General features: G+C 70.4%; 22 protein-coding genes and 1 pseudogene. 13 read left to right on the top strand and 10 right to left on the bottom strand.

The annotated features are described in order from the left end of the window. Positions 1-37 precede the first annotated feature (37 nt). Positions 38-2,392, bottom strand: coding sequence for a penicillin acylase family protein (locus tag DEIPH_RS12740; protein ID WP_034358686.1), 2,355 nt, complete (start codon positions 2,390-2,392; stop codon positions 38-40). Between the two features lie 70 nt (positions 2,393-2,462). Further along, positions 2,463-3,332, bottom strand: a complete 870-nt coding sequence (locus tag DEIPH_RS12735; protein ID WP_034358709.1) for a DMT family transporter — start codon at positions 3,330-3,332, stop codon at positions 2,463-2,465. A 205-nt stretch (positions 3,333-3,537) separates the two neighbouring features. Between DEIPH_RS12735 and priA the strand changes: the two genes are divergently transcribed. Then, positions 3,538-6,051 (top strand): replication restart helicase PriA, encoded by a 2,514-nt coding sequence (gene priA, locus DEIPH_RS12730; RefSeq protein ID WP_051517359.1) that lies wholly within the window; start codon positions 3,538-3,540, stop codon positions 6,049-6,051. A 4-nt stretch (positions 6,052-6,055) separates the two neighbouring features. Here the strand turns inward: priA and DEIPH_RS19865 are convergent, their stop codons facing one another. Then, a complete protein-coding gene (locus tag DEIPH_RS19865; RefSeq protein WP_152544928.1) occupies positions 6,056-6,523 on the bottom strand; it encodes an SMI1/KNR4 family protein in 468 nt (155 codons plus the stop codon). Between the two features lie 129 nt (positions 6,524-6,652). On the opposite strand from DEIPH_RS19865, the gene DEIPH_RS12720 reads away from it, so the two are divergent. Then, entirely contained in the window at positions 6,653-7,387 is a 735-nt protein-coding gene (locus DEIPH_RS12720; RefSeq protein ID WP_034358681.1) for a metallophosphoesterase family protein, read from the top strand. A 45-nt stretch (positions 7,388-7,432) separates the two neighbouring features. Here the strand turns inward: DEIPH_RS12720 and DEIPH_RS12715 are convergent, their stop codons facing one another. After that, positions 7,433-8,224: a VC0807 family protein gene (locus tag DEIPH_RS12715; protein ID WP_034358679.1), complete on the bottom strand. Its 792-nt coding sequence runs from the start codon at positions 8,222-8,224 to the stop codon at positions 7,433-7,435. Between the two features lie 108 nt (positions 8,225-8,332). After that, positions 8,333-9,796 carry a DR2241 family protein gene (locus DEIPH_RS12710; protein ID WP_081790912.1) on the bottom strand — a complete coding sequence of 488 codons (1,464 nt, stop codon included), beginning with the start codon at positions 9,794-9,796 and terminating at the stop codon, positions 8,333-8,335. A 136-nt stretch (positions 9,797-9,932) separates the two neighbouring features. Here DEIPH_RS12710 and DEIPH_RS12705 point away from each other — a divergent pair, with 136 nt between their 5' ends. The 7 genes from DEIPH_RS12705 to DEIPH_RS20885 all read left to right on the top strand — a co-directional run bounded on the left by DEIPH_RS12705 (position 9,933) and on the right by DEIPH_RS20885 (position 19,861). Next, on the top strand, positions 9,933-10,358 hold the full coding sequence (locus DEIPH_RS12705; protein WP_034358674.1) for a hypothetical protein: 426 nt from the start codon (positions 9,933-9,935) through the stop codon (positions 10,356-10,358). Between the two features lie 139 nt (positions 10,359-10,497). Next, positions 10,498-11,583 carry a M20/M25/M40 family metallo-hydrolase gene (locus DEIPH_RS12700; RefSeq protein ID WP_034358672.1) on the top strand — a complete coding sequence of 362 codons (1,086 nt, stop codon included), beginning with the start codon at positions 10,498-10,500 and terminating at the stop codon, positions 11,581-11,583. A gap of 35 nt (positions 11,584-11,618) precedes the next feature. Beyond that, complete coding sequence (locus DEIPH_RS12695; protein WP_034358669.1) at positions 11,619-12,542, top strand: pseudouridine synthase; 924 nt, start codon at positions 11,619-11,621, stop codon at positions 12,540-12,542. Between the two features lie 242 nt (positions 12,543-12,784). After that, the gene (locus DEIPH_RS12690; RefSeq protein WP_034358668.1) at positions 12,785-14,047 is read left to right on the top strand and encodes a M16 family metallopeptidase; all 1,263 of its coding nucleotides are present in this window, start codon (positions 12,785-12,787) and stop codon (positions 14,045-14,047) included. Next, a complete protein-coding gene (locus tag DEIPH_RS12685) occupies positions 14,044-15,273 on the top strand; it encodes a M16 family metallopeptidase (RefSeq protein WP_034358667.1) in 1,230 nt (409 codons plus the stop codon). Before DEIPH_RS12690 ends, DEIPH_RS12685 begins: the two co-directional genes overlap by 4 nt. Positions 15,274-15,524: 251 nt before the next feature. Beyond that, the gene (locus tag DEIPH_RS19860; protein ID WP_051517358.1) at positions 15,525-17,168 is read left to right on the top strand and encodes an Ig-like domain-containing protein; all 1,644 of its coding nucleotides are present in this window, start codon (positions 15,525-15,527) and stop codon (positions 17,166-17,168) included. A gap of 23 nt (positions 17,169-17,191) precedes the next feature. Continuing rightward, the gene (locus DEIPH_RS20885; RefSeq protein WP_034358664.1) at positions 17,192-19,861 is read left to right on the top strand and encodes a S8 family serine peptidase; all 2,670 of its coding nucleotides are present in this window, start codon (positions 17,192-17,194) and stop codon (positions 19,859-19,861) included. Between the two features lie 106 nt (positions 19,862-19,967). Here the strand turns inward: DEIPH_RS20885 and DEIPH_RS12670 are convergent, their stop codons facing one another. Beyond that, positions 19,968-20,576 carry a lysophospholipid acyltransferase family protein gene (locus DEIPH_RS12670; RefSeq protein WP_034358662.1) on the bottom strand — a complete coding sequence of 203 codons (609 nt, stop codon included), beginning with the start codon at positions 20,574-20,576 and terminating at the stop codon, positions 19,968-19,970. Between the two features lie 10 nt (positions 20,577-20,586). Next, on the bottom strand, positions 20,587-21,216 hold the full coding sequence (gene cmk / locus DEIPH_RS12665; protein WP_034358659.1) for a (d)CMP kinase: 630 nt from the start codon (positions 21,214-21,216) through the stop codon (positions 20,587-20,589). 85 nt (positions 21,217-21,301) lie between these two features. Between cmk and DEIPH_RS12660 the strand changes: the two genes are divergently transcribed. Next, positions 21,302-22,063, top strand: coding sequence for a peptidylprolyl isomerase (locus DEIPH_RS12660; protein ID WP_034358658.1), 762 nt, complete (start codon positions 21,302-21,304; stop codon positions 22,061-22,063). A 73-nt stretch (positions 22,064-22,136) separates the two neighbouring features. Here the strand turns inward: DEIPH_RS12660 and obgE are convergent, their stop codons facing one another. The 3 genes from obgE to rplU all read right to left on the bottom strand — a co-directional run bounded on the left by obgE (position 22,137) and on the right by rplU (position 24,248). Further along, the gene (gene obgE, locus DEIPH_RS12655) at positions 22,137-23,447 is read right to left on the bottom strand and encodes a GTPase ObgE (protein ID WP_034358656.1); all 1,311 of its coding nucleotides are present in this window, start codon (positions 23,445-23,447) and stop codon (positions 22,137-22,139) included. A gap of 194 nt (positions 23,448-23,641) precedes the next feature. Next, complete coding sequence (gene rpmA / locus DEIPH_RS12650; protein WP_034358654.1) at positions 23,642-23,917, bottom strand: 50S ribosomal protein L27; 276 nt, start codon at positions 23,915-23,917, stop codon at positions 23,642-23,644. Positions 23,918-23,948: 31 nt separating this feature from the next. Next, on the bottom strand, positions 23,949-24,248 hold the full coding sequence (rplU, locus tag DEIPH_RS12645) for a 50S ribosomal protein L21 (protein ID WP_034358653.1): 300 nt from the start codon (positions 24,246-24,248) through the stop codon (positions 23,949-23,951). Between the two features lie 449 nt (positions 24,249-24,697). On the opposite strand from rplU, the gene DEIPH_RS12640 reads away from it, so the two are divergent. The 3 genes and pseudogenes from DEIPH_RS12640 to DEIPH_RS12630 all read left to right on the top strand — a co-directional run. Then, positions 24,698-25,060: a YkvA family protein gene (locus DEIPH_RS12640; protein ID WP_034358652.1), complete on the top strand. Its 363-nt coding sequence runs from the start codon at positions 24,698-24,700 to the stop codon at positions 25,058-25,060. A gap of 33 nt (positions 25,061-25,093) precedes the next feature. Beyond that, on the top strand, positions 25,094-25,756 hold the full coding sequence (locus DEIPH_RS12635; protein WP_034358650.1) for a response regulator transcription factor: 663 nt from the start codon (positions 25,094-25,096) through the stop codon (positions 25,754-25,756). Positions 25,757-25,820: 64 nt separating this feature from the next. Then, positions 25,821-26,289, top strand: a pseudogene (locus tag DEIPH_RS12630) (sensor histidine kinase); the annotation flags it as partial.

Raw genomic sequence — 26,289 nt, 5'->3', positions numbered from 1 at the left:
CCGGGGCGAGGGCCTCAGCTTCTTTTCTCCCCCTGGTTCACGGCTTCAGCGTCAGCGTCCGCGTCTTGCCCCAGTCCTTTGCCTGCGTGCTCATCGGGAGGTACTCACCGGCCGCCCAGCGCTTCTGCTGGTCGGTGACGTGGTTGCCCAGGGGGCTGCCGCTCTGGCCCAGGCTGCCCACGTACACGCTGCGGTTCATGTCCGAGAGGTCCACGATCTGGCGGTAGCTGGGGCCGTGGGTCTGCTGCATGGTGTCGGGATCGGGGCGGGCGACGTTCACGGTGTTGGTGCCGCCGTTCGTGGGCGCAGAGTGGTTAAAGAGCCACGCCAGCGCCTTGACGCCCCCGAAGGCGCGGTGGTTGCTGGCGACAGTGTGGACCTTGCCATACGTCCACCCGGCGGGGTCGGAGCCGAGCTGAGCAGCGAGGCGGTCCACGGCCTGTTTCAGGCTGGCCCGCAGTTCGGCGGCGCAGTCCGGTTGTTCGGCGGTTTCATTGCGGCACAGCTCGCCGCCCGCCCGGAGCTGGTTGAGCACCGCCAGGCTGTTGACGCGCGTCCCGTCTCCCAGTTCGTCCTGCGCCATCGCCTGAAGCTCCGAGAGCCACGCCTCGAAGATGGTCGGCTGGACGCTGCCAGTCCGCTCGTTGCCGTCCCAGCCGCGCAGCAGCTCCAGCGCCTGACGGCTGAGGTCCCCTTCAGGCTGGGTGGCGAGCAAAAAAGGCTTCAGGTCGCGCCACACCAGGCTGACCGTGTCCAGTTGCACGGCCTTCACGTCGTCCAGTGTCAGGCCGCCCGGCTTTTGCGTGAGCAACTGCGTGATGCGCTCGGCGCGGTACGGCTCGGCCCAGTTGCGGATGTTGGCGAGGTCGAAGGCGTAGGCGTCGGGCACTGGCTTGTTGTTCGCGGTGACCACCAGGCCGTCGGCGGGATTGTAGGTGTGCGGGAGTTGCGCGAAGGGGATATAACCCGCCCACTCGCGGTTGCCGTCACCGGAGACCGGCAGCGAGCCGTCCCAGCCCCGCCGGATCGGCACCCGGCCCGGCGCGTAATACCCGGTGTTGCCGTCCACATCGGCATAGACGAAGTTCTGGCTGGGGGCCACGTACTTTTCCAGCGCCGCTCGGAAGTCCTGCCAGTTCTGCGCGTAGTTCAGGCCCAGGAAGGCGTCCAGGGTGGTGTCGCCGGGTTGCAGCGCCGTCCACTTCAGCGCCACGCGCGGTCCCACGTCGCCCGCGCCCACATCGCTGATGATCGGGCCGTGTGTGCTCTCGCGGACGGTCAGGCGCACGTCCGGCTGCCCCTTGACCTTGATGATCTCGGTGCGCCCCGTCAGCCGCGCGCCTTCCGGCTCCACATAGAGGTCCTGCACGTCGGGATTCACGTTGGTCACGCCCCAGGCCACGCGGTCGTTGCGCCCGATCACGATGCCGGGGAGGCCGGGAATGCTCGCGCCGATGGCCCGCAGCTTCGGCCCCTGCACGTCGGCCAGATACCACAGCATCGGGCTGGTGAGGGCCAGGTGGGGATCGTCGGCCAGGATCGGCTTGCCGCTGGCGGTGCGGCGGCCGCCGATCACCCAGTCGTTGCTGCCCTTGCCGGGCACCCGCTCCATGCCCAGCGAACGGGCGGCGTCCAGATGCGCTTGCAGGGCCTTCAGGGTCGCCTCGGGAAGGGCGGCAACCTCGCGCCCGGTCAGGGGGGCCTTTCCGGTCAGGCCCAGTTCGTCGCGGCTGAGGATGGTGGGGGCGTTCTGTGGATACGGCGGCAACACCTCGCTCAGTCCGGCCTCGCCCAGACGTTTCACGACCCGCGTGCCCAGAATCTCGTCGTCGGCGTTGCCGCCCAGATCGTAGGCCATCAGTTTGCTCCAGGCGATGGAATCCACGTCGGTCCAGGGTTCGGGCGTGTAGCCCAGGATGCGGAACTCGGGCGCGTGCTGGCCCTGCGCCATGCCTGTGTTCACGCCTGCGGTGTAGGCGCGCACCATGCGCCGCGTCGGCGCCGAGAGGGCGGGCAGGGCGTTCTCTGCCGCGCGGTAAAAGCCCCAGGTCCGCAGAAACTTATCCTGCGGGAGGGCGGCCTCACCCAGCACCTCGGCCAGCCGCCCCTGCGAGACGCGGCGCTGGAAGTCCATCTGCCAGGCGCGGTCCTGCGCGTGGACGAAGCCCAGCGCGTACATCGCGTCCTCGTCCGACGCCTGCGCGCGGATATGGGGCACGCCCCACTCGTCGCGCGTCACCGTCACGGGTCCCGAGAGGCCCGGCAGCGTCACGGTCCCGCTCACGCGCGGGCTGGAGGTCACCTTCAGCCACACCACCACCGCCAGGGCCACCGCCAGCACCAGCAAGATCAACCACAGCAAGCCACGTCCCGCCCGACCGAGTCCCCTCATTCCGCCTCCTTTTTGAACGGAGTCCAGAATACGGCGGGAAGGTGGGGAGGGAGCGCAGAGAGCTGCTGGCTCAACTCCCCCGCCGCTGCGCCAGCACCGCCCCCGTCAGGATGAAGGCCCCACCCAGCAGCACAGCGGGCCGCAACGGTTCGGCCAGCACCACGAAAGCGAGCAGCACGGTAAAGAGCGGCTCCAGCGTGCCCAGCAGACTCGCGCGGGCCGCGCCCAGCCGGGCCACCGCGCCGTAGAGGGCCGGGACGGCGATCAGGGTGGCGACCACGCCCATGCCCAGGATCACGCCCCACTGCGCCGCCGTACCGGGGACGTGCAGGGTGCCCCGGCCTGCCGCGAGGGCCGCGAAGTAAAGGCCGCCCACCAGCGCCATGTGCCCGGTGGAGGCCAGCGCGGGAACCCCCCCCAGCCAGCGTTCGGAGGCGAGCAGGTAGGCGGCGTAGAACGCGCCCGCGCCCGCCCCCAGCGCCAGACCCAGGGGGTCACGGTCGCCCGCGCCGGGAATCCCCACGACCAGCCCCAGCCCGAGGGCGGCGAGCGCCACCGCGCCCAGCCGGGCCGCGTCCGGCCGCCGGCCCGCCAGCCACGCGAACAGGATCACGAAGGCGGGCGCGAGGTACAGCAGCAGGCCGGTCGCGCCCGCCGTGATGCGGTCCAGCGCCCCGAAATAACAGGTGGTCGCCAGCGCGTAGATCAGGCCCACGCCCAGCAGAGGTGCGCGCTGCCGCCACGTCAGCCCCCGGCCCGCCAGCGGCAGCAGCACCAGCGCGACCAGTCCGAACCGCCAGGCCAGCACATTGAAACTGTCCAGCCCCACCTGCCCCGCGAGCTTGCCCCAGATGCCCAGGGTGGAAAAACTCAGCGCCGCCACCAGCGCCAGCCCCACACCGGCGCGGACGGGGGGCGCGGCTCCGGGGGCAGCGGTCATGGTCACGGGGGCCAGCGTAGCGCGTCCTGTGCGGGGCCATAGAGCGGTGTCCAGAAAAGTTACCGAACCTTGGGCAGCGCGAAGGGGAGGTGCCGCCCAGGACACGCGGCAACGACTGGGGTGCGCCGCCCTGGCATCTGGGCACCGCCGAGTTTGGCACACGCCCCACCCCGCCGCCCCTCCCCCGTGCGCTAGCTTCGGGCGCGTGACTCTGCCCGCCGCCACCCGCCCGCCCGTGCCCTGGCAGGTGGTGGTGCCCCTCCCGGTTCCGGCGCTGGACTACGCCGCGCCGCACGGTTTCGGGGGCGCGGTGCCGGTGGGCTGCCGGGTGCTGGTGCCCTGGCGGGGCGACCTGGCGGTGGGCCTGGTGGTGGGGGAAGGGGCGGGCGTCGGTGCCCACCGCCTGCGCGAGGCCGTCCATCTTCTGGACGACGAGGAAGGCCCCTGGGTGCCCCCCGCCACGGTGCGGGCCGTGTGCGCCTGGGCACGCGACGCGAGATTGCCCGCCGGGCTGGTCTGGAGCGACCTGCTGGGGGTGGGCTGGGAGGCGAACTGCGACCACCGCGTGCGGGCGGTGCCGGGGGCCGACCTCAGCGTCTTTGCGCGTCACGCCCCGGCCGCCCGCTGGACGGACGCGGCGGGCTTCGCCCCGGCCCTGCTGGACGCCATCCGCGAACAGGGGTTGCTGGAAGAGGCGTTCCGGCCCACGGTCCGCACGCGCGGCGTGGTGCGTGCCCGCCCGCTGATCGCCGTCCCCATCGCCGCCCGCACGGTGACTGTGCTGCGCGCCGCCCCGGAAGCCCCCGCCGCCCTCACGCCGAAGGGCCGGTTGGCCTGGGCCTGGCTGGTTGAACATCCCCCGCAGGACAGCCTGAGCGCCTGGGCACGCGGCGCGGGTGTCAGCGCCGGAGTGGTGTCGGGCGTGCTGAACGCGGGTGGGGCGGGGTACGTGCAGGAGGAAGCCCCGCCGCCTCCCGCCTGGGCGTGGCTGACCCAGCATGGCCCGCTGGACTCCCTGAGCGCCTGGGCGAACGGGGCCACGGCGGACGGCGTGCCGCTCTCGCCCACGCTGGCGGGCACCCTCGCCGCGCGGGGCTGGGCGGACACGGTGCAGGAACCCGCCCCGCCCCCGCCTCTGCCCGACCCCGCTGCCGCCTGGACGACGGCCGATCCCGACCGCCTGCCGGAAGCGCCCGCGTGGCGGCTGCACGGGGGGCGGGCAGGTTCGCGCTTCCGCACGCTCGCGCCGCGCGTGGCCCGCTTGCTCTCGCAGGGGCGCGGCGTGCTGGTCCTCGCGCCCGACCACGCTACGCTGCGCCGCGCCTGGGAGGGGCTGTCCGGGCTGGCGGCGGGGGCCGGCACGCGGGCGGTGCAGGTCAGCGGCAACCTGCAAGGCGTGCAGCGGAGCCACGCCTGGAACCTGCTCCGCGTGGGCGCAGCGCGGCTGGTGATCGGCAGTTACCTCGCCCTGACCGCGCCGCTGGAGGACCCCGCCCTGGTCGTGGTGCTGGAGGAAGGCAGCGACGCCTATAAGCTCCCGGCGGGATCGCACGCCTTTATCCCGGACGTGGCCGCCCGGGTGGCCGCCGCGCATGACGCCGCCCTGGCCCTGGTGGGCAGTGCCCCCGCCGCCGAGAGTGTGCCGCTGCCCGGCGCGGTGCTGCCGCCCCCCCGGACCCGCGTGCATGTGGTGGACTATGCCAACCCGCCAGAGCAGCCCGAACTGGGACCGCTCTCCAGCGTTCACCTCACGCCCGGCGACCTGGGCTATCCGGTCAGCCACGACCTCGCCCGGCTGCTGCGGCAGGTGCAGGAACGTGGGCGGCAGGCGGCGCTGTTGGCCCCCCGGCGGGGCTACTCCGCCCTGCTGCGTTGCCCGAGCTGCGAACACACGCCCCAGTGCCGCAACTGTGACGTGCCGCTGCGCTTTCATCAGGAAACCCGCCAGCTCACCTGCCACCAGTGCGGCTACCACCAGGCCATCCCCGACCGCTGCGACGAGTGCGGCGAGCGGATGTGGAAGGCGCGCGGTCCCGGCACCGAGTGGATCGCGGCGGAGGTGGCCAAACTCGCCCCCGGCCTCCCGGTCTACCGCTGCGACCGCGACCGCCAGGACGACCTCGCGCCCCTGTACGCGGGGGGGAGCGGCGTGGTGGTGGGCACCCAACTGCTGCTCTCGCAGGACGCCCCGCCCAACCTCGCATTGATCGGCGTGACGCTGGCCGACACCTGGCTGAACGTCTCGGACTTCCGCGCCTCCGAGCGGTATCACCGCCTGCTGCGGCAACTGGCCGAGTGGCACCCGGACCGCGCGCCGCTGCTGGTCGTGCAGACCTTCCAGGCCGACCACCCGGCGCTGAAGGTGCTGGTGGAAGGCCGCGATGCCCTGGCCTACCCCGCTGCCGAGGAACGCGCCCGCGCGGCCCTGGGCTACCCCCCGCACGCCCGCCTCGCCCAGGTGGAGGTGGCCGCCCGCGACCCTCAGAAAGCGAAAATCGCCGCTCAGGAAGTGTTCGACGCTCTGCACGGCGCCGGGGCCACCGCCGGGGAAGTCCTCGGCCCGGCGCCCAGCCCGGTCGCCCGGCTGCGCGGCGTGTACCCCTATCACCTGCTGCTGCGCGCCCGTGACGATACGCGGCTGGCGCAACTCCTCGCCACCCTGGACCGCAGCTGGAAGGCGCGGGTGCGAGTGGACGTGAATCCGAGGGGGGGGCTTTGAGCGCTTACGAGGTCACCAGTTTGGCAGCTACCCAGAGTTCTGGTACTCGGTGCATCATCATTTCGTCCAACCGTTCAGCAACACGCCTGAACTCTTGGGCACAAGGCTCGTCGGTTTCCGCATAGACAAAGACAGGTGAGGCGTCACCCAGTTCGGCAGGAACAAAGAGCAGGCTGTAGCCCTGGTGAAAGAGCAGAACAAAGGCATCGTCGGGCAGGTTACGAAGACAGGGGTTCTCCCTGACGAGGTCATGCGCTTCTCGCTGGATGTCATACAGGTCCGCTCCTGTCCAGTCTGTGCCAATCCACTCGGGAATAGCGTTGGGGTTGTTCCCTACGAGCCGAAGCAGGACACGGTAGGTGGGAGGAATGGAGAGCTGAAAGTCGCGTTCTATGGCTTGAAGGACGTTTTCATTCAGGCCCTGCCCTGCGTACTGAAGGCGCTGGAGAGCAGCCTGCTCGTCTGGGTTCATGCTTGAGCGCACCCAGACACCTGCGGCGCGAATTCAGCACACCAGGGCTTGACCGCTCCAACTGGGCTGTTTTGTGCTTCCCTTACGCTTTCCCCAGCCCGCCCCGGCCCCTGGGCTAGACTGCCCGCCATGATCCGTCTCGCCGTTCTCTCGGACCTGCACGCCAATCTGGAGGCGACGCTGGCCGTACATGCGGACGTGCAGCGGAGAGGCATCACCGAACTGTGGGTGCTGGGCGACCTGGTGGGCAAGGGACCGCGCCCGCGCGAGGTCGTCGAGTGGACCCAGGCGCACGCCACGCGCGTCATTCAGGGCAACTGGGACGCCCGCGTGGCCGGGGCCACCAACCGTCCCCAGGACCTCTGGCCGCGCAGCAAGCTCACGCCTGAGCAGCTCGCTTACCTCGCCGGGCTGCCCTACGGCATCGAGGAACAGTTCGGCGGCGCGTGGTGGCGCTTCGTCCACGCCAGCTCCAAGGGCCTCTTTCACCGCCTGTACCCGCACTCCAGTCTCGCCGAGCAGATCGAGGCCTACGCCCCCAATCCACAGTTCGGCCTGGGGGCGCACGCCGACGCTCTGGTCTACGCCGATGTCCACGAGACGTTGATGCTCGACGTGGAGGGCCGTCCCCTGATCAACACGGGTTCGGTCGGCAATCCGCTCGACAGCACCCTGCCCAGTTACCTGATTCTGGAGTTCGATCCCCAGAGTCCCGCCCACAGCGCCACCTTCGTGCGCCTCACCTACAACCGCGACGCGGAGATCGCCGCCGCCGAGGCCAGCGGGATGCCCTTTACGCGGGAGTACATCGCGGAGCTGCTGACCGGGGCCTACCAGAAGCGGCGGGCGCGGACGGGGGAATAGGGGCCGTGGGTTGCCGGAAGATCTTTTCCCACAGCCTGCACCCCACTACACCCTGACTTCGCCGCGCTCCCGCATCGCCGCCGCCAGCTTGGACGGCTCCAGCAGGCTGGCCCCGGCCCCATAGCGGCGCTTCACGGCGGTCTGGACCAGATAGATGGCGAGGCCCACGCCCACCAGACTGATCAGCAGGCCGGGCACGCGCATGATGGCGTTCACCTCGGCCACCTGCGCGTTGAAAGCGTCGCTGCCGAACTTTGCCGTTACGCGCCCATAGTTCACCACGCTGTTCACCACGCCGCCGATCAGGTCCACCACCGCGAAGGCGACCGTTCCCAGCACCAGCCCCCGGTGAACGCCGGGATCACGCATCGCCTGCCCCGTGGCGGCGCGGTCCTCCGGCTTCTCGCCAATGCTGGCGGCGTCCAGAAAGACCCGGAAGAGGGGCACGCTGGTCGCGGCGCTCAGCAGGAACAGCACCCCCGTCAGGTACGACCGCGCGCTGTCCTTGATGGCGTACCAGAAGCCGTCCACGTACCAGAAGGCCAGCGCCCCGCTGACGATGGCCCCCGCCCCGCCGATCAGGGCCACCGGGCTGACGTTGCGGTTCACGAACAGGTCCACCAGCACGTACACGACCGGAATCAGGGCGGCCACCAGATAGGCGCGGATATTTCCGGTGGTGCCGTTCCCCAGCAACTCTGCCACGCTGATGCCGCTGCCCAGCATGTTGGGACTCAGGATCAGGATCGGGATCACCAGCGTGAACACCAGGTCCCAGACAGTTTTGGGAACGCGGGCGCGGGGCTTGGCCGGTGCGGCGGGTTGCGGGGCGGTCATAGGGTGCATTCTCTCACCCCGGGATGTGGGTTGTCGGTGATGGGCTGGAGGAAAGGTGGGCGGGGCTTTCCCACGCCCGACGGCCCACCACCTCCGCCCATCCCTTCCTCAGTCCTCGTGCCCGTGCCCCGCCTGCCCCCGCTTGCCGCTGACCTCCTCGCGCACCTCCGCGATGAAGAAGGTGCAGGCTTCCGGACAGGGAATGGCGCCCGGGACGCCGCCGAAAAAGGTGCTGCCCAGCTTTTCCCCCGCCCACAGCCGGGTCTTGAGGCAACGGCTGCACACGTCCTTCGCCACGTTCTCCACCTGTTCGGGGGTGGCCCGCTGCACCTTGGTGTAGATGCCGGTCTGGCGGCGGGCCGTGGTGGGCCAGGGCGTGGCGCGCAGGGTATGGGTGTGGTGCGCGTAGCCTTCCTCGACGACCGCCGGGTAGAGGTAGCCCATGCCGCGCGGCAGGTCGGCCTCATGCAGCACCGCCCGCCAGCCGCGCAGCAGTGAGCGGAAGGTATGGACCGGGCGGTGATGCCCCCCCTCGTCCCGCCGGGCCAGGTCGCGCAGGCCCTCGGGCGTGACGACGGTGGTCAGGTCGCCGGTGGGGCGGCCCTCGTCCAGCGCGTGCCGGATCTCGAACATGCCCGCGTGGGGGGTCATCAGGACCTCACCGACGCGGGTGCCCCGGCGGGCCAGCGTCAGGAAGGCGGCCCAGGCTTCGGCATGGGTGCGGTCCACGTCGCCGCCCCGTTCCGACGCGCCCCGCGCCTCCTCGGCCAGATGCAGGATCACGTCGGCCACGGCGCTGTGGGTGCCGACGGGCCGCGCGTAATACACCGTCTGCGGGCCGTGGGGGTTGCCGGGAAAGGCCGTCACCTCGCCCGTCAGGCCCATGTCCTCGGGGATGGTTTCCAGCGTGTGCCAGCCCTCGGAGGCGAAGAAGGGCACGACCACCACCCGCGGCGCGCGCACCACCTCGGGCCAGGTGCCCACCTTGGGGTCCTCGTCCAGAAAGAGGGCCTGAACCTCCGCGAAGTGCCCGGACTCGCGCATCAGCTCGGCATTGCGGTAGATCACGCGGCTACTGTTCTCGTTGCGGGTGGTGCCGTGCCCCAGCACGATCAGCGCCGTGTCCTGCGAATTGAGGTCGGGCAGCGCCTCGCGGGCGCGGGCCAGGATCACCTCGGCCATGCCGGGATGCACGCCGTAGGGTAGGGTGTAGCGCACGGTCTTGCCGCCCAGCACGCGGGCCACGCCCCCTTCGGGCACCGGCCCCTGGTGGCCCAGGCCCAGCTCGCGCGGGATCACCGTCTCGGTGAAGTACCCCTCGGAGATGAACATCGGAATCACCGTCACGTCGGTGCTGTGGGTGGTCTTCAGCACCTGCCGCAGCGACGGTTCTTCCTTCCAGTAGCCTTCCACGACCTCGTCGTACAGGCCGCGCGCGCGGAGCAGCTCCGCATACCGGTAGACCGCACCCGCCGACTCGCCGTTCAGGTGAGAGCCGTGGCCGATCAGCACGAGGGAACGCATATGCGGGCAATCTAGCAGCGGCCCGGGAGCGAGATTGTCCCGCCGCACGCTCTCCCCGGGGTCAGGCCATGAACCTTCGTGAAGTGTGGCCTCACGCACGCTGGCCAGCGCTTGCCTAAGGTAAGGGGGTTGTCCCGGTCTGGCCGCCCGGCCAGGTTTCCCCTTTTCCCAGGAGGTTTCGCCGATGTTCTTCGACCAGAAAGACCGCCACGAGCAGATGGCCCGCCTCGACCCGCGCGACAGCAACGGCGACGGCACCGTGACGCCCCAGGAAGCCGCCGCCTACATCCACGACTACCTCCAGAACGCCTCGCCCGAGGAACGCCGCCAGGTGATGCAGGAGTACTTCGGGCAGCTGTCGCCCCAGGACCGCCAGCAGGTCGGCGACGCGATTGTGCGCAGCTCCGCCAACCCGGTCCAGAACGTCCGCGCCGACGACCCCGAAGACCTGGCCGACGCCTACACCCGCACGGCGCAGGCCCCCGCACAGGACAGCCGCAGCCCCCTGGAAGCGGCCTTTGCCCAGGGCGGCGCGCTCAGTAACCCGATGGTCAAGGCGGGTCTGGTCGGCCTGGCCGCCATGATCGGCTCCAAGTTGATGCGCCGCTGAAGCCTGCGGCCACCGCCTTCTGGTGGCCGCCCTCCCCGGACCCTTCGTTCGGGGAGGGTCCTTTTTGCCGCCCTTCATGAAGTCCGGCAGGGGCGCGGCCCCCCGCCCTGCGGAGTCTCAGCCGCTAGAATCGCCCGCAATGCTCCTCTCGGACCTGACGCGCATCGCGCAGACGCCCGCCCCGACCTTCGAGGAGGGGGAGCGGGCCGCCCTGATCGCCGAACTGTGGCGGAACCTCGGGTACGACGTGGTGCGGGATGAGGTGGGCAACGTCCTGACCTGCCTCACGCCCCCCGGCACGGAAGGCCGGCCCGCGCTGCTGCTCGCCGCGCACCTGGACACGGTCTTCGCACGCGGGACCGACGTGACGGTGCGTGAGGAACGCGGGCGGCTGGTGGGGCCGGGCGTGGGCGACAACAGTGCCAGTCTGGCGGTGGTGACGGGGCTGCTGCGTGACCTGCGCGGCCATCAGCACACGCTGCGCCGGCCCCTCTGGGTCGCCGCCAACGTGGGCGAGGAGGGGCTGGGCGACCTGCGCGGCGCGAAACACCTGCTGGCCCGCCACCGCTCGCGGCTGGGGGCCTTTATCGCGGTGGACGGCTATCTGGGCGTGGCGGTCACCCGGGCCGTGGGGGTGCGGCGCTACCGGGCGCAGTTCCTGGGGCCGGGCGGGCATTCCTGGGGCGACCAGGCCCCCAGTGCCCTGCACGCGCTCGGCCTGGCGATCAGCGCCCTGTACGCGCTGCACCGGCCCCTCAGCCCCCGCACCACCCTGAACGTGGGGCTGGCCTCGGGGGGCACCAGCGTGAACAGCATCGCGGGGAGCGCCGAACTGCTGCTCGACCTGCGGTCGCTGGACCCCGGCGCACTCTCGGAACTCGACACCCGGGCACAGGCGGTGCTGCACGCCGCCGCGCGCGAGGCGGGCGTCTCCGTTCGCCTGGAACGGGTGGGCGACCGTCCCGGCGGGGACCTGGGGGCTGACCCGCTGCTCGATCTCGCGCGGGAAGCCGCCCGCGAGGGCCGCACCGACCTGCGGCTGGCCTCCAGCAGCACCGACGCGAACGCCGCCGCCCCCCACGACCTGCCCGCCATCGCCCTGGGCGTGTACCGGGGCGGCAACGCCCACCGCGAGGACGAGTGGGTGCAGGCCAGCAGCCTGGGGCCGGGCCTGCGCTTCTTGCGCCGGGTCGTGGAGCTGTACCAGCAGCGGCCGGTGGCGTAGAGCGGCGAGCCGGGCGGGTCCGCTAGGCTGCGGGCATGGCCCTGAACGACGGTTACACCTACCGCGAGGAACTAGGCGGGCGGGCGCGGGGCCTGACGGTGCTGGCGTACCTCGCCCGCCACTACCGTCACTCTGCGGCGGCAGATTGGCAGGCGCGGCTGGACCGGGGAGAGGTTCACCTGGACGGCCAGCCTGCGCGCGGGGCGGAGAAGCTGCGCGCCGGACAGGTGCTCGAATGGCGGCGGCCCCCCTGGCACGAGGAAGATGTGCCGCTGGGCTACGACCTCGTCTATCAGGATGCGGCGCTGCTGGCGGTCGCCAAGCCCCCGGGCCTGCCGACGCTGCCGGGCGGCGGCTTTCTGAAGCACACGCTCCTGACGCGGGTGCGGGCGGCGTTCCCGGAAGCCAGCCCGCTGCACCGCCTGGGGCGCGGCACCTCCGGGCTGGTGCTGTTCGCCCGCACGCCGCAGGCGGGGTCCGTCCTGGCGCGGGCCTGGCGCGATCACGCGGTCCAGAAACGCTACCGGGCGCTGGCGGCGGGCCTGGCTGCGCGCGAAGAGTACGCCATCACCACGCCCATCGGCCCGGTCCCGCATCCCCGGCTGGGGGACGTGTTCGCGGCGAGTGCGGCGGGCAAGGCGGCCTCCAGTCAGGCCCGGGTGCTGGAACGCCGCGCGGCAACCGCCCAGACCCCCGCCGAAACCCTCTTCGCGGTGGACATCCGGACGGGCCGCCCGCACCAGATTCGCATTCACCTCGCCGCCATCGGGCACCCGCTGGTGGGTGATCCGCTGTACGCGCCCGGCGGGGGGCCGAGGGCCGATCTCCCCGGCCTGCCCGGCGACGGCGGCTACCGGCTGCACGCCGAACGGCTGGTCCTGGCCCACCCGCTGACGGGCGAGCGCCTGAGGCTGGAAGCGCCGTTGCCTCCCGAACTGCGCTGCGCGGACGGGACCTGAGACGAACGCCGATGGAAGTGTTGACGGAGTGATTCCATCCGAGTGGGAGGAGCCGCGTCCTCAGGGGCGTCTGTTCGCGACGACGCGAGAAGGAGAAAGTACGGGTTCCGGGAGCTGGATGGACTTCCGGCGCTGTTCCGGAAGGAAAGGAATCGGACGGAATCCGTCTGAGCAGGGCGGTCCCTTCCCCGGCCCGTGACCTGGCCCCCGGTTGCCGCGCGGCGCGGCGCTACAATCCCCCGGTGACGCTCACCGCCGCCCCCACCGCCCACGTCTGGACCCTAGAGGGCGGCCTGACTGCCGCGTTCGAGCGCCGCAAGGGGCCGGGCTTTGCGCTCGACCTGCGGGTGCCGGTGGGCAGCGCCCATGACCCCGTGGGCCGGGAAGGGTCGGCGGGCGTGCTGGAGGAGTGGCTGTCCAAGGGCGCGGGGGGCAAAGACGCCCGGCAGTTTCAGGACGCGCTCGACGACCTCGGCGTGCGCCGCAGTGGGGGCGTCGGCCCGGAGGCGACCCGCTTCGGCGTGAGCGGGCTGCTGGCCGACCTGCCCGCCGCGCTCGGCCTGCTGGCGGACCTGCTGCGGCGCCCGGCCCTCCCGCCGGAGGACCTGCCTGTCCTGGCCGACCTCGCGCGGCAGGACCTGGAGGGGCTGGAGGACAGCCCGCCCGACCTGCTGGCGGTGGGGGCCAGGCGGCTGGCCTTTCCCCGCGACCCGGCGTCCCCCTTCGCGGGCTACGCCCACCCGGCCAGCGGCACGCCTGAAGGCCTCGCGCGTCTCAGCGTGGACGGCCTGCGCGCCTTCCTGGGCCGCTACGGCACGCGCGGCAGCGTGGTGGGCCTGGTGGCCGACGCCGACCCCGCCGAGATGCGCGCCCTGCTGGAGCGGGCCTTCGCGGGGTGGCAGGCTGGGGAGGCCGGGGTGGTCCCCGCCGACTTCCGCCCCGGCCTGCGCGCCCACCTTTCCCACGCCGAGGCCGAACAGACGCACCTCAGCGTCACCGCGCCGGGCGTCTCGCCCCGCAGCCCCGGGTGGCTGGCGTGGCAGGTGGCCCTGACCGCGCTCTCGGGTGGGAGCGCCAGCCGCCTCTTTCACGCGGTGCGCGAGGAACGCGGCCTGGCCTATCACGTGAGCGCCTCGCCCATCCTGCTGGGCGGCCAGGGCTTTCTGTCGGCCTATGCGGGCAGCACGCCGGGCCGCGCCCCCGAGACGCTGGAGGTGCTGCTGGCCGAACTCGCGCGGCTCCCGCAGGGCCTGACGGGGGCCGAGTTCGAGCGGGCCCGCGCCGGGCTGACCGCCAGCGTGGTGTTCGGGGCCGAGAGCCTGCGCGCCCGTGCGAGCGGCCTCACGCGCGATCTGGCCGTCTTCGGACAGGTCCGCAGCGTCGCGGCCCTGCGCGCGCAGCTCGCGGCCCTCACGCTGGACGGCGTGAATACCGTCCTGGCGGGGTACCGTCCCGCCGATCACGCGACCATCGTCACGCTGGGGCCGGGGGAGCAGTTCGCATGACGCTGCGCCGCACCCTCCCGAACGGCCTGACCCTGCTGCTGGAACCGGACGCGGACGCCCAGACCGTCGCCGCCGGCTATTTCGTGGCGACCGGGGCGCGCGACGAACGCCCCGAGGAGATGGGCGCCTCGCACTTCCTCGAACACCTGATGTTCAAGGGGTCGGCCCGCCTGAGCGCCGCTGAGCTGAACGAGCGCCTCGACGAACTGGGCGGTCAGGCCAACGCCTTTACCAGCGACGAGGCGACCGTCTACCACGCTGCGGCCCTGCCCGAACAGGGCGGCGCGCTGCTGGATACCCTGACCGAGCTGCTGCGCCCCGCCCTGCGCCCGGGGGACATCGAACCCGAGCGCGGCGTGATTCTCGAAGAGATCGCCATGTACGCCGAGCAGCCCGCCGTGCGCGTGGCGGACGAGTTGCGCGCCGCCTACTGGGGCGCGCATCCCCTGGGGTACGCGGTGCTGGGCACGCCGGACACCGTGCGCGCCCTAACCCGTGAGGCGCTGGAGCGCAACCACCGCGAGCGGTACGGCGCGCCGCAGGTGACGCTGGCAGTGGTCGGGGCCTTTGAGCCGGAGGAGGTGCTGGCCTGGGCGCAGCGCGAGCTGTGCGGCTGGCCCATCGGAACCCCGCCCCGGCCGTCTGCCCCGGCCCCCCGGCCTGCGGCTCCGGGCACCCTTCGCACGCTGCGCGACGAGCACCTGACGCGCGTGCAGGTGGCGCTGGCCCTGCCCGGCCTCCCCGCCTCTCACCCGCTGCGCGAGGCGGCGGCGGTCCTGGCCGAAGTGATCGGCGGTGAGAACGGCCTGCTGTACTGGGCGCTCCTCGACACCGGCCTGGCCGACAGCGCCGACTTCGCCCACCTGGACTACCAGGACGCGGGCACCTTCGAGGGCGGATTCTCCTGTGATACGGAGCGCGCCCAGACCGTGCTGGACGCCTACCGTGCGGTGCTGGCGACCGCTCCCGCCGCGCTGACGGACGCCGCCGTGCGCCGCGCCGCCCGCAAGCTCGCTGTGAGTACCCTGCTGCGCGCGGAAACGCCCCAGGGCCGCCTCTTCACGCTGGGCATGGAGTTCCTCGCGCTGGGCCGTCCGCTGACCACCGCCGAACTGGTGGACCGCTACGCCCGCGTCACCCCGCAGGACGTCCGGGCGGTGCTGGCCCTGTGCCCGCTCACGCTGCCGACCGTCGTGGCCCTGGGGCCGGTGGCAGAGCTGGCCTAAGTGCCCAAGAGGACAGCCCGGCAGCACCCCTGGCTACGCCTTTCCGTGAAGGAAAAGCGGGCAGTCTCCCCGGTTACATGAGGACAGGCTGATGGGCGAATGGGAAAAACCTTGCATACGCAACGCCTGGACGCTAGGATGCTCGGCACCGGACCTCGGCAAAACTGAACAGCCTGGCGACGACACGTCGTCTCAGCCGCCTTTTGTTCTATGGCCCTGCTGACCATCCCGTTTGCATCCAAGGAGTTCACATGAAAGCACACCGCAGTTTGTCTCTCGCCCTGCTGACCGGCCTGCTGCTCTCTGCCTGTGGAACGGGCGGAACACCCAAGGACACCCAGGCACCCCAGGTGGCCCTGACGGTGGCTCCCACGTCGCTGACGGCTGCCGGCCAGGCCACCTTCACGGCCACCGCCACGGACAACGTGGGCGTGACGGCCGTGGAGTTCTACGACGGCGACAAGCTGATCGCGACCGACAAGGAAGCGCCCTTCACCGTCAGCCAGAACTATGCGGCGGCTGACAACGGCGCGCACACCATCAAGGCGGTGGCCGTGGACGCGGCGGGGAACCGTGGGAGTGCTTCGGGCACCCTGACGGTGAACATCCAGACGGCGCCCAGCGGGGATACCGAAAAGCCCCAGGTCAGCCTGACCGTGACACCGGCGGAACTGACCGCCAACGGCACGGCGACCTTCAAGGCGACGGCAACCGACAACGTGGGCGTGAAGAGCGTGGCCTTCTACGACGGCGACCAGCTGCTCGACACCGACACGGAAGCGCCCTACGAGTACAGCCAGAACTATTCGGCGGCGGACAACGGCACCCACACCATCCGGGCCGTGGCGGTGGACGCGGCGGGGAACCAGGGTGAAGCGGCGGGGACGTTTACCGTCAAGATTCAGACCACGCCTGGCCAGGACGTCGAAAAGCCCCAGGTCAGCCTGACGGCGACGCCCCAGACGCTGACTGCGGCGGGCAGCGTGAAGCTCGTCGCCACCGCCAGTGACAACGTGGGCGTCACCAAAGTGACCTTCTACCGCGGCGACACCAAGATCGGTGAGGACACGAGCGCCCCCTACGAGGCCACTGACAACCTCACGGCGGCCAACAACGGTACCGTGACTTACCGCGCCGTAGCGATGGACGCCGCCGGGAACAGCGCCACCACCACGACCACCGTGACGGTGAACGTGCCGGTCACGCCGCCCCCCGCAGACACCACCAAGCCCAAGGTCAAGGTCACGGCCCAGCCCGCGCAACTGCTCCTGCCGGGCCAGGTGACCTTCACGGCCGACGTCACTGACGACCGCGGAGTGGTGCGCGTTGATTTCTACGACAACGGCCGCCTGGTCCTGGCTGACACGGCAGCCCCGTACGCCGTCAGCCGGACCTACGGCTACGCCGACAACGGCCAGCACATCATCACGGTCAGGGCTTACGACCAGCAGGGGAACATGGGCGAGACCAGCCTGACCTTTACGGTGGCTATTGGTGAGGCCGACGCTCTCGAGCCGAATGACAGCATCGCCACGCCGGTCTCCCTGAACATCGGTACGCCCCTGCAGGGCACCGTCTTTGGCCAGGACCGCGACTTCGATTACTTCAAGTTCGACGCGGAGGCGGGCGACATGCTCAAGCTGACCGTGAAGAGCGTCAGCGTGAACCCGGCCAGCACCCTCGACCCCTACGTCATGATCCTGATGCCCGACGGCAAGACCGTGCTGGAAAAGGACGACGACAGCGGCACCGGTATGGAGTCGGAAATCCGGTTCAACGTTCCCCAGACCGGGACGTACTACGTGGTCGTGACCAGCTTCGACATCCACGACGAGCCGGACGCCAGCGACAACAAGGCCACCAACACCTACCAGATCGCCCTCACGCGCCGCTAAGCGCGGAATGAAGGAGTCAGCCCGTGAATAAAACTGCCAAGACCCTCGCTCTCCTCAGCCTGTCTTTGGTCCTCGGGGCCTGCGGACAGAACGTCGCAACCCCCACGACGGCCGGCACCGGCCAGGGCGTCACCCTGCCTGACGCCCTGCGCGCGGCCAATATCGCGCCCGGCAAGTGGTTCGTCGAACTCGCAGGCGACCCGACCGCTCTCGGCGCACAGAGCATCGGCGGCCAGCAGGCCAGCTTCCGCGCGCAGGCCCAGAGCCTGGGGATCAAGTACCAGGAAGTCGCCAGCTACAGCACGCTCTTTAACGGCTTTAGCGTCGTGGCGACCCAGGCAGAGATGAACCGCATCTCCCGCATGCCGGGCGTGCTGGGCGTCTACCCGGTGCGGCGTGTCGAGCTGCCCAGGACGGAACTGAACCAGCAGCCCCTGCTGGCCCCCGAGATGTTCTACGCCAAGGGCATGACCGGCGCGGACATCGCCCAGAACGAGCTGGGCCTGACCGGCAAGGGCGTCAAGGTCGGCGTGATCGACTCGGGCATCGACGTGGACCACCCCGCGTTCCGGGGCCGGATCGTGGCCGGATACGACTTCGTGGGTGACGACTACGGCAAGGACGGCAAGTACGTTCCCGTACCAGACGACAACCCCGACGACTGCGGCGGTCACGGGACGCACGTGGCCGGGATCATCGGGGGCAACGATCCCAGCAACACCAGGAACGGGGTGGGCTTCAAGGGCGTGGCGCCCGACGTGAGCTTCGGCGCGTACCGCATCTTCGGGTGCAGCGGCAGCTCCTACGACGACGTGATCCTGGCGGCCATGGAGCGTTCGGTGCAAGACGGGATGCAGGTCGTGAACATGAGCCTGGGGTCCGCCTTCGACGACTGGGCCGAGACGCCGCTCGCCAAGGCGGGGAACCGCATGGTCAAGCGCGGCGTGGTGCTGGTGGCCTCCGCCGGGAACAGTGGTGCGGACGGGCAGTACAGCATGGGCGGCCCCACCATGGGCGACAACGTGATCTCGGTGGCGTCGGTGGACAACGTCAAGATCGAGCTGGACAGCTTCACGCTGACGGGTGGCACCAAGATCGGCTTCTATGCCGCAACTGGCTCACCCGAACCCAAGACGGGCACGACCCTGCCCATTACCAAGGGACCCAACAGCAGCACCACCGTCACCAACGACGGGTGCGATCCTTATGCCGAGAACAGCCTGACCGGCAAGGCCGTGCTGATTCGCCGGGGCACCTGCAGCTTCTACATCAAGGCCAGCAATGCCCAGAAGGCTGGCGCCGCCGCCGTCATCCTGTACAACAACGCCGCCGGGTACATCAACCCCACCGTGGCGGGCGATCCCCCCATCACCATCCCCGTGGTATCGGTCAGTGACACCGACGGGGCCAAGATCGACAGCCTGATTGCCAGTGGCGTGAGCGTGACCTTCGACGGCGGCAAGATCGCGATTGCCAACCCCACCGGCAATGCCAGCAGCAGCTTCAGCTCCTTCGGCATGTCCGCCGAACTGGAACTCAAGCCCGACATCGGTGCGCCCGGCGGGAACATCTACAGCACCTACCCCCTGAACAAGGAAGACGGCAGCGGCTACGCGGTCCTCAGCGGCACCAGCATGGCTTCCCCGCACGTGGCGGGCGCGGCGGCCCTGCTGCTCCAGGCGTACCCCAACACCCAGGCCAAGGACATGCGCGGCGTGCTGATGAACACGGCGAATCTGCGCTGGTACCTCAACGGCAGCACGCTGGTGGAGGGTCTGCCCGACTATGTGCAGCGCCAGGGCGCGGGCATGGTGGATATCGTCAACGCGTACACCAATACAGTGCGCGCCACCCCCAACAAGCTCAGCCTGGGTGAGAGCGACACCTTCACCACCCGCAGCAAGGTTGTCGTGCTGAAGAACACCGGTGCCAAGCGCGAGGTCTACACGGCCTACAACTACCCGGCCCTGACGGTCGGCGGAACGACGCTGGCGCCCAAGCCGGTTCAGAGCTACGCCACCATGACCATCAACGGGCAGGATGCCAATGCTGGTGTGCAGGTGGTCGTGGAGCCTTTCAGCGAGGTGGAGCTGAACGTGGTTGTGACCCCGCCCGCAGGTGCCCCCGACAAGTCGCAGTATGGCGGCTACGTGTACCTGGAAAGCGGCACCAGCCCCAACATCGTGGTGCCCTACAGCGGCTTCAAGGGCGATTACCAGAAGATGGCCTCCTTTGGGGACCTCTACAACAATGGCAAGCTGTACGGTGCTGCGCCGATGCTGGGGGATGACGTAGCTGGTGTTGATTACCCCAAGGGTGTCACACTGTCTGAGATGCCCGACTACACCTTCAAGATGGTGGGCAAGTACATGGACGCCCCCTACCTGATCGCCAACTTCGCGCACCAGATCCGCAAGCTGACCTTCGAGCTGCTGGACGCGAACGGCGCCGTGATCGATACCCTGTCGCAGAACGAGTACCTGGGACGCCACTGCACCAATGACCTCGCCAAGGTCAGCGCGACCTGTGATGCCTACAACCTGTTCGACTGGGACGGCAAGCTCAGCAACGGCAGCGAAGCACCTGCCGGCGTGTACCAGCTGCGCCTCAAGGCCCTCAAGCCCCTGGGCGACGAGAGCAACACGGCCCACACCGAGATCTACACCAGCCAGAAGTTCAAGGTCGTGCGCTGACCTTTTAACAGCCAACCGGAAGGGCAGGGGTGAAACGTACCCCTGCCCTTTTTGCTGTCTGATTTTGCTGTCTGGTCGCGTTGTCTTGCCCTACCCAGGACGCGCCCTACCCCAGCACGGCCACCGCATTCTCCCAGCGCCGGGTCAGGCTGTGGATGCTGCCTTCTGGGGCCAGGGGTGGGCCGAAGCGCACGAACCAGCGCCCCCCCGGCAGCCCCCGGCGCAGCCCGGGGGGACGCTCGTGCCAGACGCGCACCGGTACGGTGGGCACGCGCGCCCGCAGGGCGATCAGGGCGACGCCGCCGTGAAGTTCGTGGCCCCCCCGCGTGCCCTGCGGGAAAATGCCCACGCAGCCGCCCGCCCGCAGCACCCGGATGGCGCGGCGGACGGCGCGCGCGTCATGGGCCGCGCGGTCCACTGGAAAGGCCCCGACCGACCGCAGAACCGGGCCGACCAGGGGCCACCCGAAGGCTTCCTGTTTGGTCATGAACTGCACGCGGGCCACCTGGGGCGGCACGGCGTACCCGATCACGAAGGGATCCAGGGCCAGCCCGTGATTTCCGGCGATCACGGCGGGCGTGCCGGACGGCACATGCTCCAGCCCCTCCACACTCAAGCCCCCCCCGTAGGCGACGGGCAGCGCCACCAGGGCATGAACGAGGGCATAGGCGAGCGGGTGGGGCTGGGGCGTGTTGTCGGCAGGAGAGGAGGGCACCCGGCCGCCTCTACGCGCGGCGGGTGGGCAGGGCGGCCAGCACGGTGCCGACCACCCCGTCCAAGGTCAGGGGGCCGGTGTCGATCACGCGGGCATCCGGCGCGGGGGCGCTCTGAACCGTGTCGCGGCGGTCGCGTTCGACGAGCGCGGCCTCGATGGCGGGCACGTCCTCGGGGCGTTCCTGCGCGCGGCGTTCGGCGCGGACGCGCGGGCTGGCCGTCAGGTAGAACTTGGCGTCCGCGTGCGGGAAGACGTTGGTGCCCATGTCGCGGCCCTCCGCGACGAAGGGTTCGGGGAGCGCGCGCAGCTGGGCGTCCACCCAGGCTCGCACCTCCGGCAGCGCGGCGACCACGCTGACCCCCTGATCGACGCGCGAAGAGTGCAGGTCCCCGGTCAGTTCCCGGTCCCCGAGCCACACGCGGTTGCCTTCCGCCAGGGCTTCCAGCCGCAGAGGCCGTTTCTCCAGGCAGGCGAGGAGGGAAGCCGCATCGCTCAGGTGCAGCCCGGCTTCCAGACCCAGCAGGGTCGCGGTGCGGTACAGCAGCCCGCTGCTCACATAAGGCACGCCCAGCGCCCGCGCGACGCCGGATGCGACGCTCGATTTTCCACTGGCGGCCACGCCGTCTATCGTCACGATCACCCGCCCAGTGTAGAAGATGGCCGCCGCGCAGAGGCCGGACCTCCCTGCCGCGCGGCCCTCACCTGCGCCCGCTAGACTGCTCCCCATGAAACAGGCCGCCCTGCTCCTCAGCACCCTCCTCATCCTGTCCGCCTGCCAGAAGAAAGACGCCACGACCGATACGGCCCAGACCGACACCAAACAGGCCGACACTTCCCAGACGGACACCACGCAGACCGATCCCGCCAAGACCGCCGCCGTGACCACCCCCGGTCCCGTGCCCGCCGGGTACACCCAGGTCCCGTTCCTGACCGACAAGCCCGTGCGCGAGTTCAAGACCGAACCGGCCATGACGCTGCAAGACGGCAAGGACTACTATGCCCTGATCGATACCGACAAGGGCCAGATTCTGGCGGACCTGTACGAGCAGGAAACGCCCGTCACCGTGAACAACTTCGTGACGCTGGCCCGCAACCACTACTTCGACGGCATCCGCTTCCACCGCGTCATCGAGGGCTTCATGGCGCAGACCGGCGACCCCACCAGCGTGGACGAGAGCAAGAAGGACGCGTGGGGCACGGGCGGCCCCGGCTACGCCTTCGCGGACGAGTTCCGCACGAAGCTCAGCTTCGACGGTCCCGGCGTCCTGGCGATGGCCAACAGCGGCCCCGCCACCAACGGCTCGCAGTTTTTCATCACGTTCGCGCCGACCGACTTCCTGAACGGCAAGCACACCATCTTCGGCAAGGTGGTCCAGGGTGAGGACATCCTGCCCAAGCTGACGCGCACCATGGACCAGAGCAACGCCGACATTCCCGGCGCGGTGGCCGACAAGATCCTGACCGTGCGGATTCTGACGAAGGGCTGAGGGGCGGCGGCCAAGGCAGCGGGGCGTGGAGGGGAAGCTGTCCCTTTGCCACGCCCCGCCTGCCGCCGTCCGGTCAGCCGCGTTCTTCCTCGTCGTCGAAGTACTCGAAGCGGAAGACGCCGATCTCTACCGTGTCGCCCTCGCGCGCCCCGGCCTTCTTGAGCGCCTTGTACAGCCCCTGGCGCTTGAACAGGCCCGAGAGGTACTCGGCGGCGTCCTCGATGTGGCGCGAGAAGCGGTTGATGCGGAACTCGAAGCCGCCGCCCTCCACGTCCCAGATGCGCTCGGGCGCCGTCTTGCCGCGTTCGGGTTCGCCCTCGCGGAAGGTGATGGTGAGGGGTTCTTCCCGCACCTCCTCCGGCTCGATTTCCAGCGCGTGCGTCTGCGCCCAGAGTTCGCGGTCGGGCAGCAGGGCGAACAGAGCGCCGCGCAGTTCCGGGAGGCCCTGCCCGGTCCTGGCGCTGACGGGCAGCACCGGCAGCCCGAACCCCGCCAGTTCGTCCTCCACCATCGCCGTGATGTCGGCGTCCACCAGTTCCACCTTGTTCAGCGCCACACACGCCACGCTCTCCAGCAGGCTGGGATCGTAGGCGCGCAGCTCGGCCTGCAAGGCGCGCAGTTCCTCCACCGGGTCGCGGGTCACGTCCAGCACGTACACCAGCAGGCGGGTGCGGCTGATGTGGCGCAGGAATTCCAGGCCCAGGCCCTTGCCCTCCGACGCGCCCTCGATGATGCCGGGAATGTCGGCCATCGTGAAGCGTTCCTCGCCGCCCGCACTCTCGACCACGCCCAGAATGGGGGAGAGGGTGGTGAAGGGATAGTCGGCAATCGCCGGGTTGGCGCGCGAGAGGGCCGCCAACAGGCTGCTTTTGCCCGCGTTGGGATAACCGACCAGGCCCACGTCCGCGATCAGGCGCAGTTCCAGCCGCACGCGGCGCTTCTCGCCCGGCGTGCCCAGTTCCGCGAAGCGGGGGGCCTGCCGGGTGCTGCTGACAAAGGTGGAGTTACCGCGTCCGCCGAAGCCGCCGCGCGCGATCACCTTTTCCTGTCCCACGCGCACCAGATCGGCAATGACCCGCCCCGAGTCGCGGTCGAAGGCGGTGGTGCCGACCGGCACGTCGATGTAAGTGTCCTCGCCGTCGGACCCCTGGCGCAGGCGGCCTTCACCGTAGGCGCCGTTCTGCGCCTTGAACTTGCGCCGCCCCACCAGCCGCTCCAGGCTCTCCACGCCCTCGATGGCCCGCAGGATGATGCTGCCCCCGCGCCCGCCGTGCCCGCCGTCCGGGCCGCCCTTTTCCAGATACTTGGCCCGGTGGAAACTCATGCTGCCGTCGCCGCCGTTGCCCGCGTCTACCTCAATGTCCAGTACGTCCCGAAACGCCATCCCTGCTCCTTTGTGTGGCCTGCTCGCATGGCCCTGCCCGTGAACAGCAGCCTGACCGCTCCTCTGCCCGCCTGTGGCGGCGGGCGCGGCGGTCAGGCCGCAACTGCCTTCAGTTTACCCCACGCGCCGCGCCGGGCGGCAAAACCATAAAAAAGGCCGGACCCCGCAGGCCCGGCCTCTCGCTCCGTCTGGGTTCAGTCGGCAGCGACCTGGGGAGCCGGCAGTTCCACGCTGATGAAGCGGCCCTTGTTGCCCCGGTTGGTAAACACGACCTTGCCGCCTTCCAGGGCGAACAGGGTGTGGTCACGGCCCATGCCCACGTTCGGGCCAGCCTTGAACTTGGTGCCGCGCTGACGCACCAAGATGTTGCCCGCGACGACCACTTCGCCGCCGAACTTCTTGACGCCCAGGTACTTGGGGTTGCTGTCGCGTCCGTTCTTGGACGACCCTACGCCTTTCTTGTGTGCCATTTCAATTCACCTCTTTTGTTAGACCAGCACCTTAGGCAATGCTCGTGATGCGGATCGCCGTGTACTGCTGACGGTGGCCCGTGCGGCGGCGGTACTGAATACCGCTCTTGTACTTGCGGATGTAGATCTTCTTACCGCGGCCATGCTCCACGACCTCGGCGCTTACCGTGAACTTCGCGGCCTCGTCGCCCAGCAGCGTGTGCCCGCCGCCGATCAGAATCGGCTTGAGTTCCAGCTTGTCGCCCGCCTCGCCCTGAAGGCTCTCGACGTGCAGCACGTCGCCTTCCTGCACGCGGTACTGCTTACCGCCGCTTTGAATGATCGCAAACATCTCTCTTCTCCTCCTGCCACGCTGCCGGGAACGCTGCCCAGGCATCCGGCTCAAGCTCGCTCCCACCCGGTGTGGGGCTGGGGGCGAGTCACCAGTGAAAAATCCTAGCACAGCCCGCGCCCTGGGGCCAAATGCGGACGCGCCCGAACCGGGCTGGACCCTCCAGGGGGAGACCGGAACGAGCCAAAACACCACACACCCCGCACGGCGGAGCGTTTTTCCCGGTGATGGGCTGGTTCGCGGTTTCTCGCGTGTCCTCGCGGTACACGCCTGCTCATCCGTGGGGACGAGCCGCCTTCTTCGGTGACCTCCGGGGCCGGGCGGGTGCCCACAGCCGGGAAGCAGGATAGCAGAGGAGCCGCCCCGCGTTCAGCCGCCTGCCCCGCCTGTCCGGGTGGTCCGCGAAGCTGCCCGGGAACCCTCGCCCCCTGGCCCGCGTATTCCCCGGCGTGATCCTTCGGCTGCGGACCTTCTGGCGGGACGCGCTGGCGCTGCTGTTCGCGGTGGGGGACCGGCGGACGCCGGGGCGGGCGCGGCTGGCGGCCCTGCTGGCGCTGGCCTACGCCCTGAGTCCGGTGGACCTGCTGCCCGATGTCATTCCGCTGGCGGGCTGGGGCGACGACCTCCTGATCGTGCCCACGATTCTGGCGCTCGCCGCGCGGGGCCTGCCCGCCCCGGTGCTGGCGGACGCACGGGCGCGGAGCGCGGGCTTGCAGCGGCGCTTGCCGTGGCTGTTGCCGCTGCTGGGGCTGCTGGCCGTGGTGGGGGTGGGCCTGCTGCTCTGGGGGCTGGGGCGGGCGCTGGCCGCTTAACCCCCGCTTCACCGCTGCCCCTACACTGATCCCATGCGGCTGCTGTTCGTGGAGGACGACCCGCGCATCGCCCAACCCACGCTGGGGGCGCTGCGTGAGGCGGGGTACGCGGTCACGTGGCGGCAGACCGGGCCGGCGGGTCTGGAAGAAGCCCTGCTGGGCGAGTACCCGCTGATCGTGCTGGACGTGATGTTGCCCGGCCAGGACGGGTTCGAGGTCGCGCGGGCCTTACGGGAGGCGCAGGTGGACGCGGCCATCCTGTTCCTGACGGCACGCGGGGAACTCGGTGACCGCGTGCAGGGCCTGGACCTGGGGGGCGACGCCTACCTGGTCAAGCCCTTCGCCATGCCGGAGCTGCTGGCGACCCTGAGGGCGCTGTCGCGGCGCGAGCGGGGGCAGGGGGCACCGCGCGTCACCTTCGCGGGGGGGCGCGGCACGCTGGACACGGTGGCCCGCACGGTGAGCTGGGACGGGGGCGAGGTGGCCGTGACGGGCCGTGAGTACGCCCTGCTGGAAGCCCTGGCCCTCTCGCCCGACCGCTGGTTTACCCGCGAGGAACTGCTCGACCGCGTGTGGGGGCCGGAGTTCGGCGGCGAGGCCCGCATCGTGGACGTGTACGTACGCTACCTGCGCCGCAAGCTGGCCCCGGAAGCGGTCAGCAGCGAGCGGGGGCGCGGCTACCGGGTGGACCGGTGAAGGGGCCGCCCGCGGCCAGCTTCCAGCGATTGGTCTTCTTGCATCTGCCCTCCGCCTGCCCCCCATGCGTCTGACGCTGCGCGCCCGCCTCACCCTCTGGGCCGCGCTGGCGACGGCGCTGGCAGTGGCGCTGGTGGCGGCGGGGCTGTTTTTCGCGGTGAACGGCTTTCTGTTCGCGGCGCAGCGGGACCGGCTCACCTCGGCGGTGGGGGGGGTGCAGGCGCGGGTGGAGGCGGCGCTGGGCCGGGGCGACGACCTGCTGGCGGCGCTGCTGGGGGTGCAGGGCACGCTGGCCCCGGCGGACCTGGCCGCCATTCTGGACGCCGACGCGCAGACCCGCAAGCTCGACGTGCGGCTGCTCACGCTGCGGGGCCGCGAGGTGCGGGCGGTGGCCACGCCGCGCTTTCCGGAGGGCATTCCTGCTGGCCTGCGTCCCGGAACGTACCGCCTGGGCGACCGTCTGGTGGCCGTGCGCGTGCTGGCGGGTGGCCGCGCCGCCCTCACCGTCGTGACCGATGCGCGGGCGCTGGGGG

This window comes from Deinococcus phoenicis (assembly GCF_000599865.1).
Lineage (GTDB): Bacteria > Deinococcota > Deinococci > Deinococcales > Deinococcaceae > Deinococcus > Deinococcus phoenicis.
The sequence above is the reverse complement of the archived record's forward strand: the minus strand, read 5'-3'. Positions and strand labels throughout refer to the sequence as shown.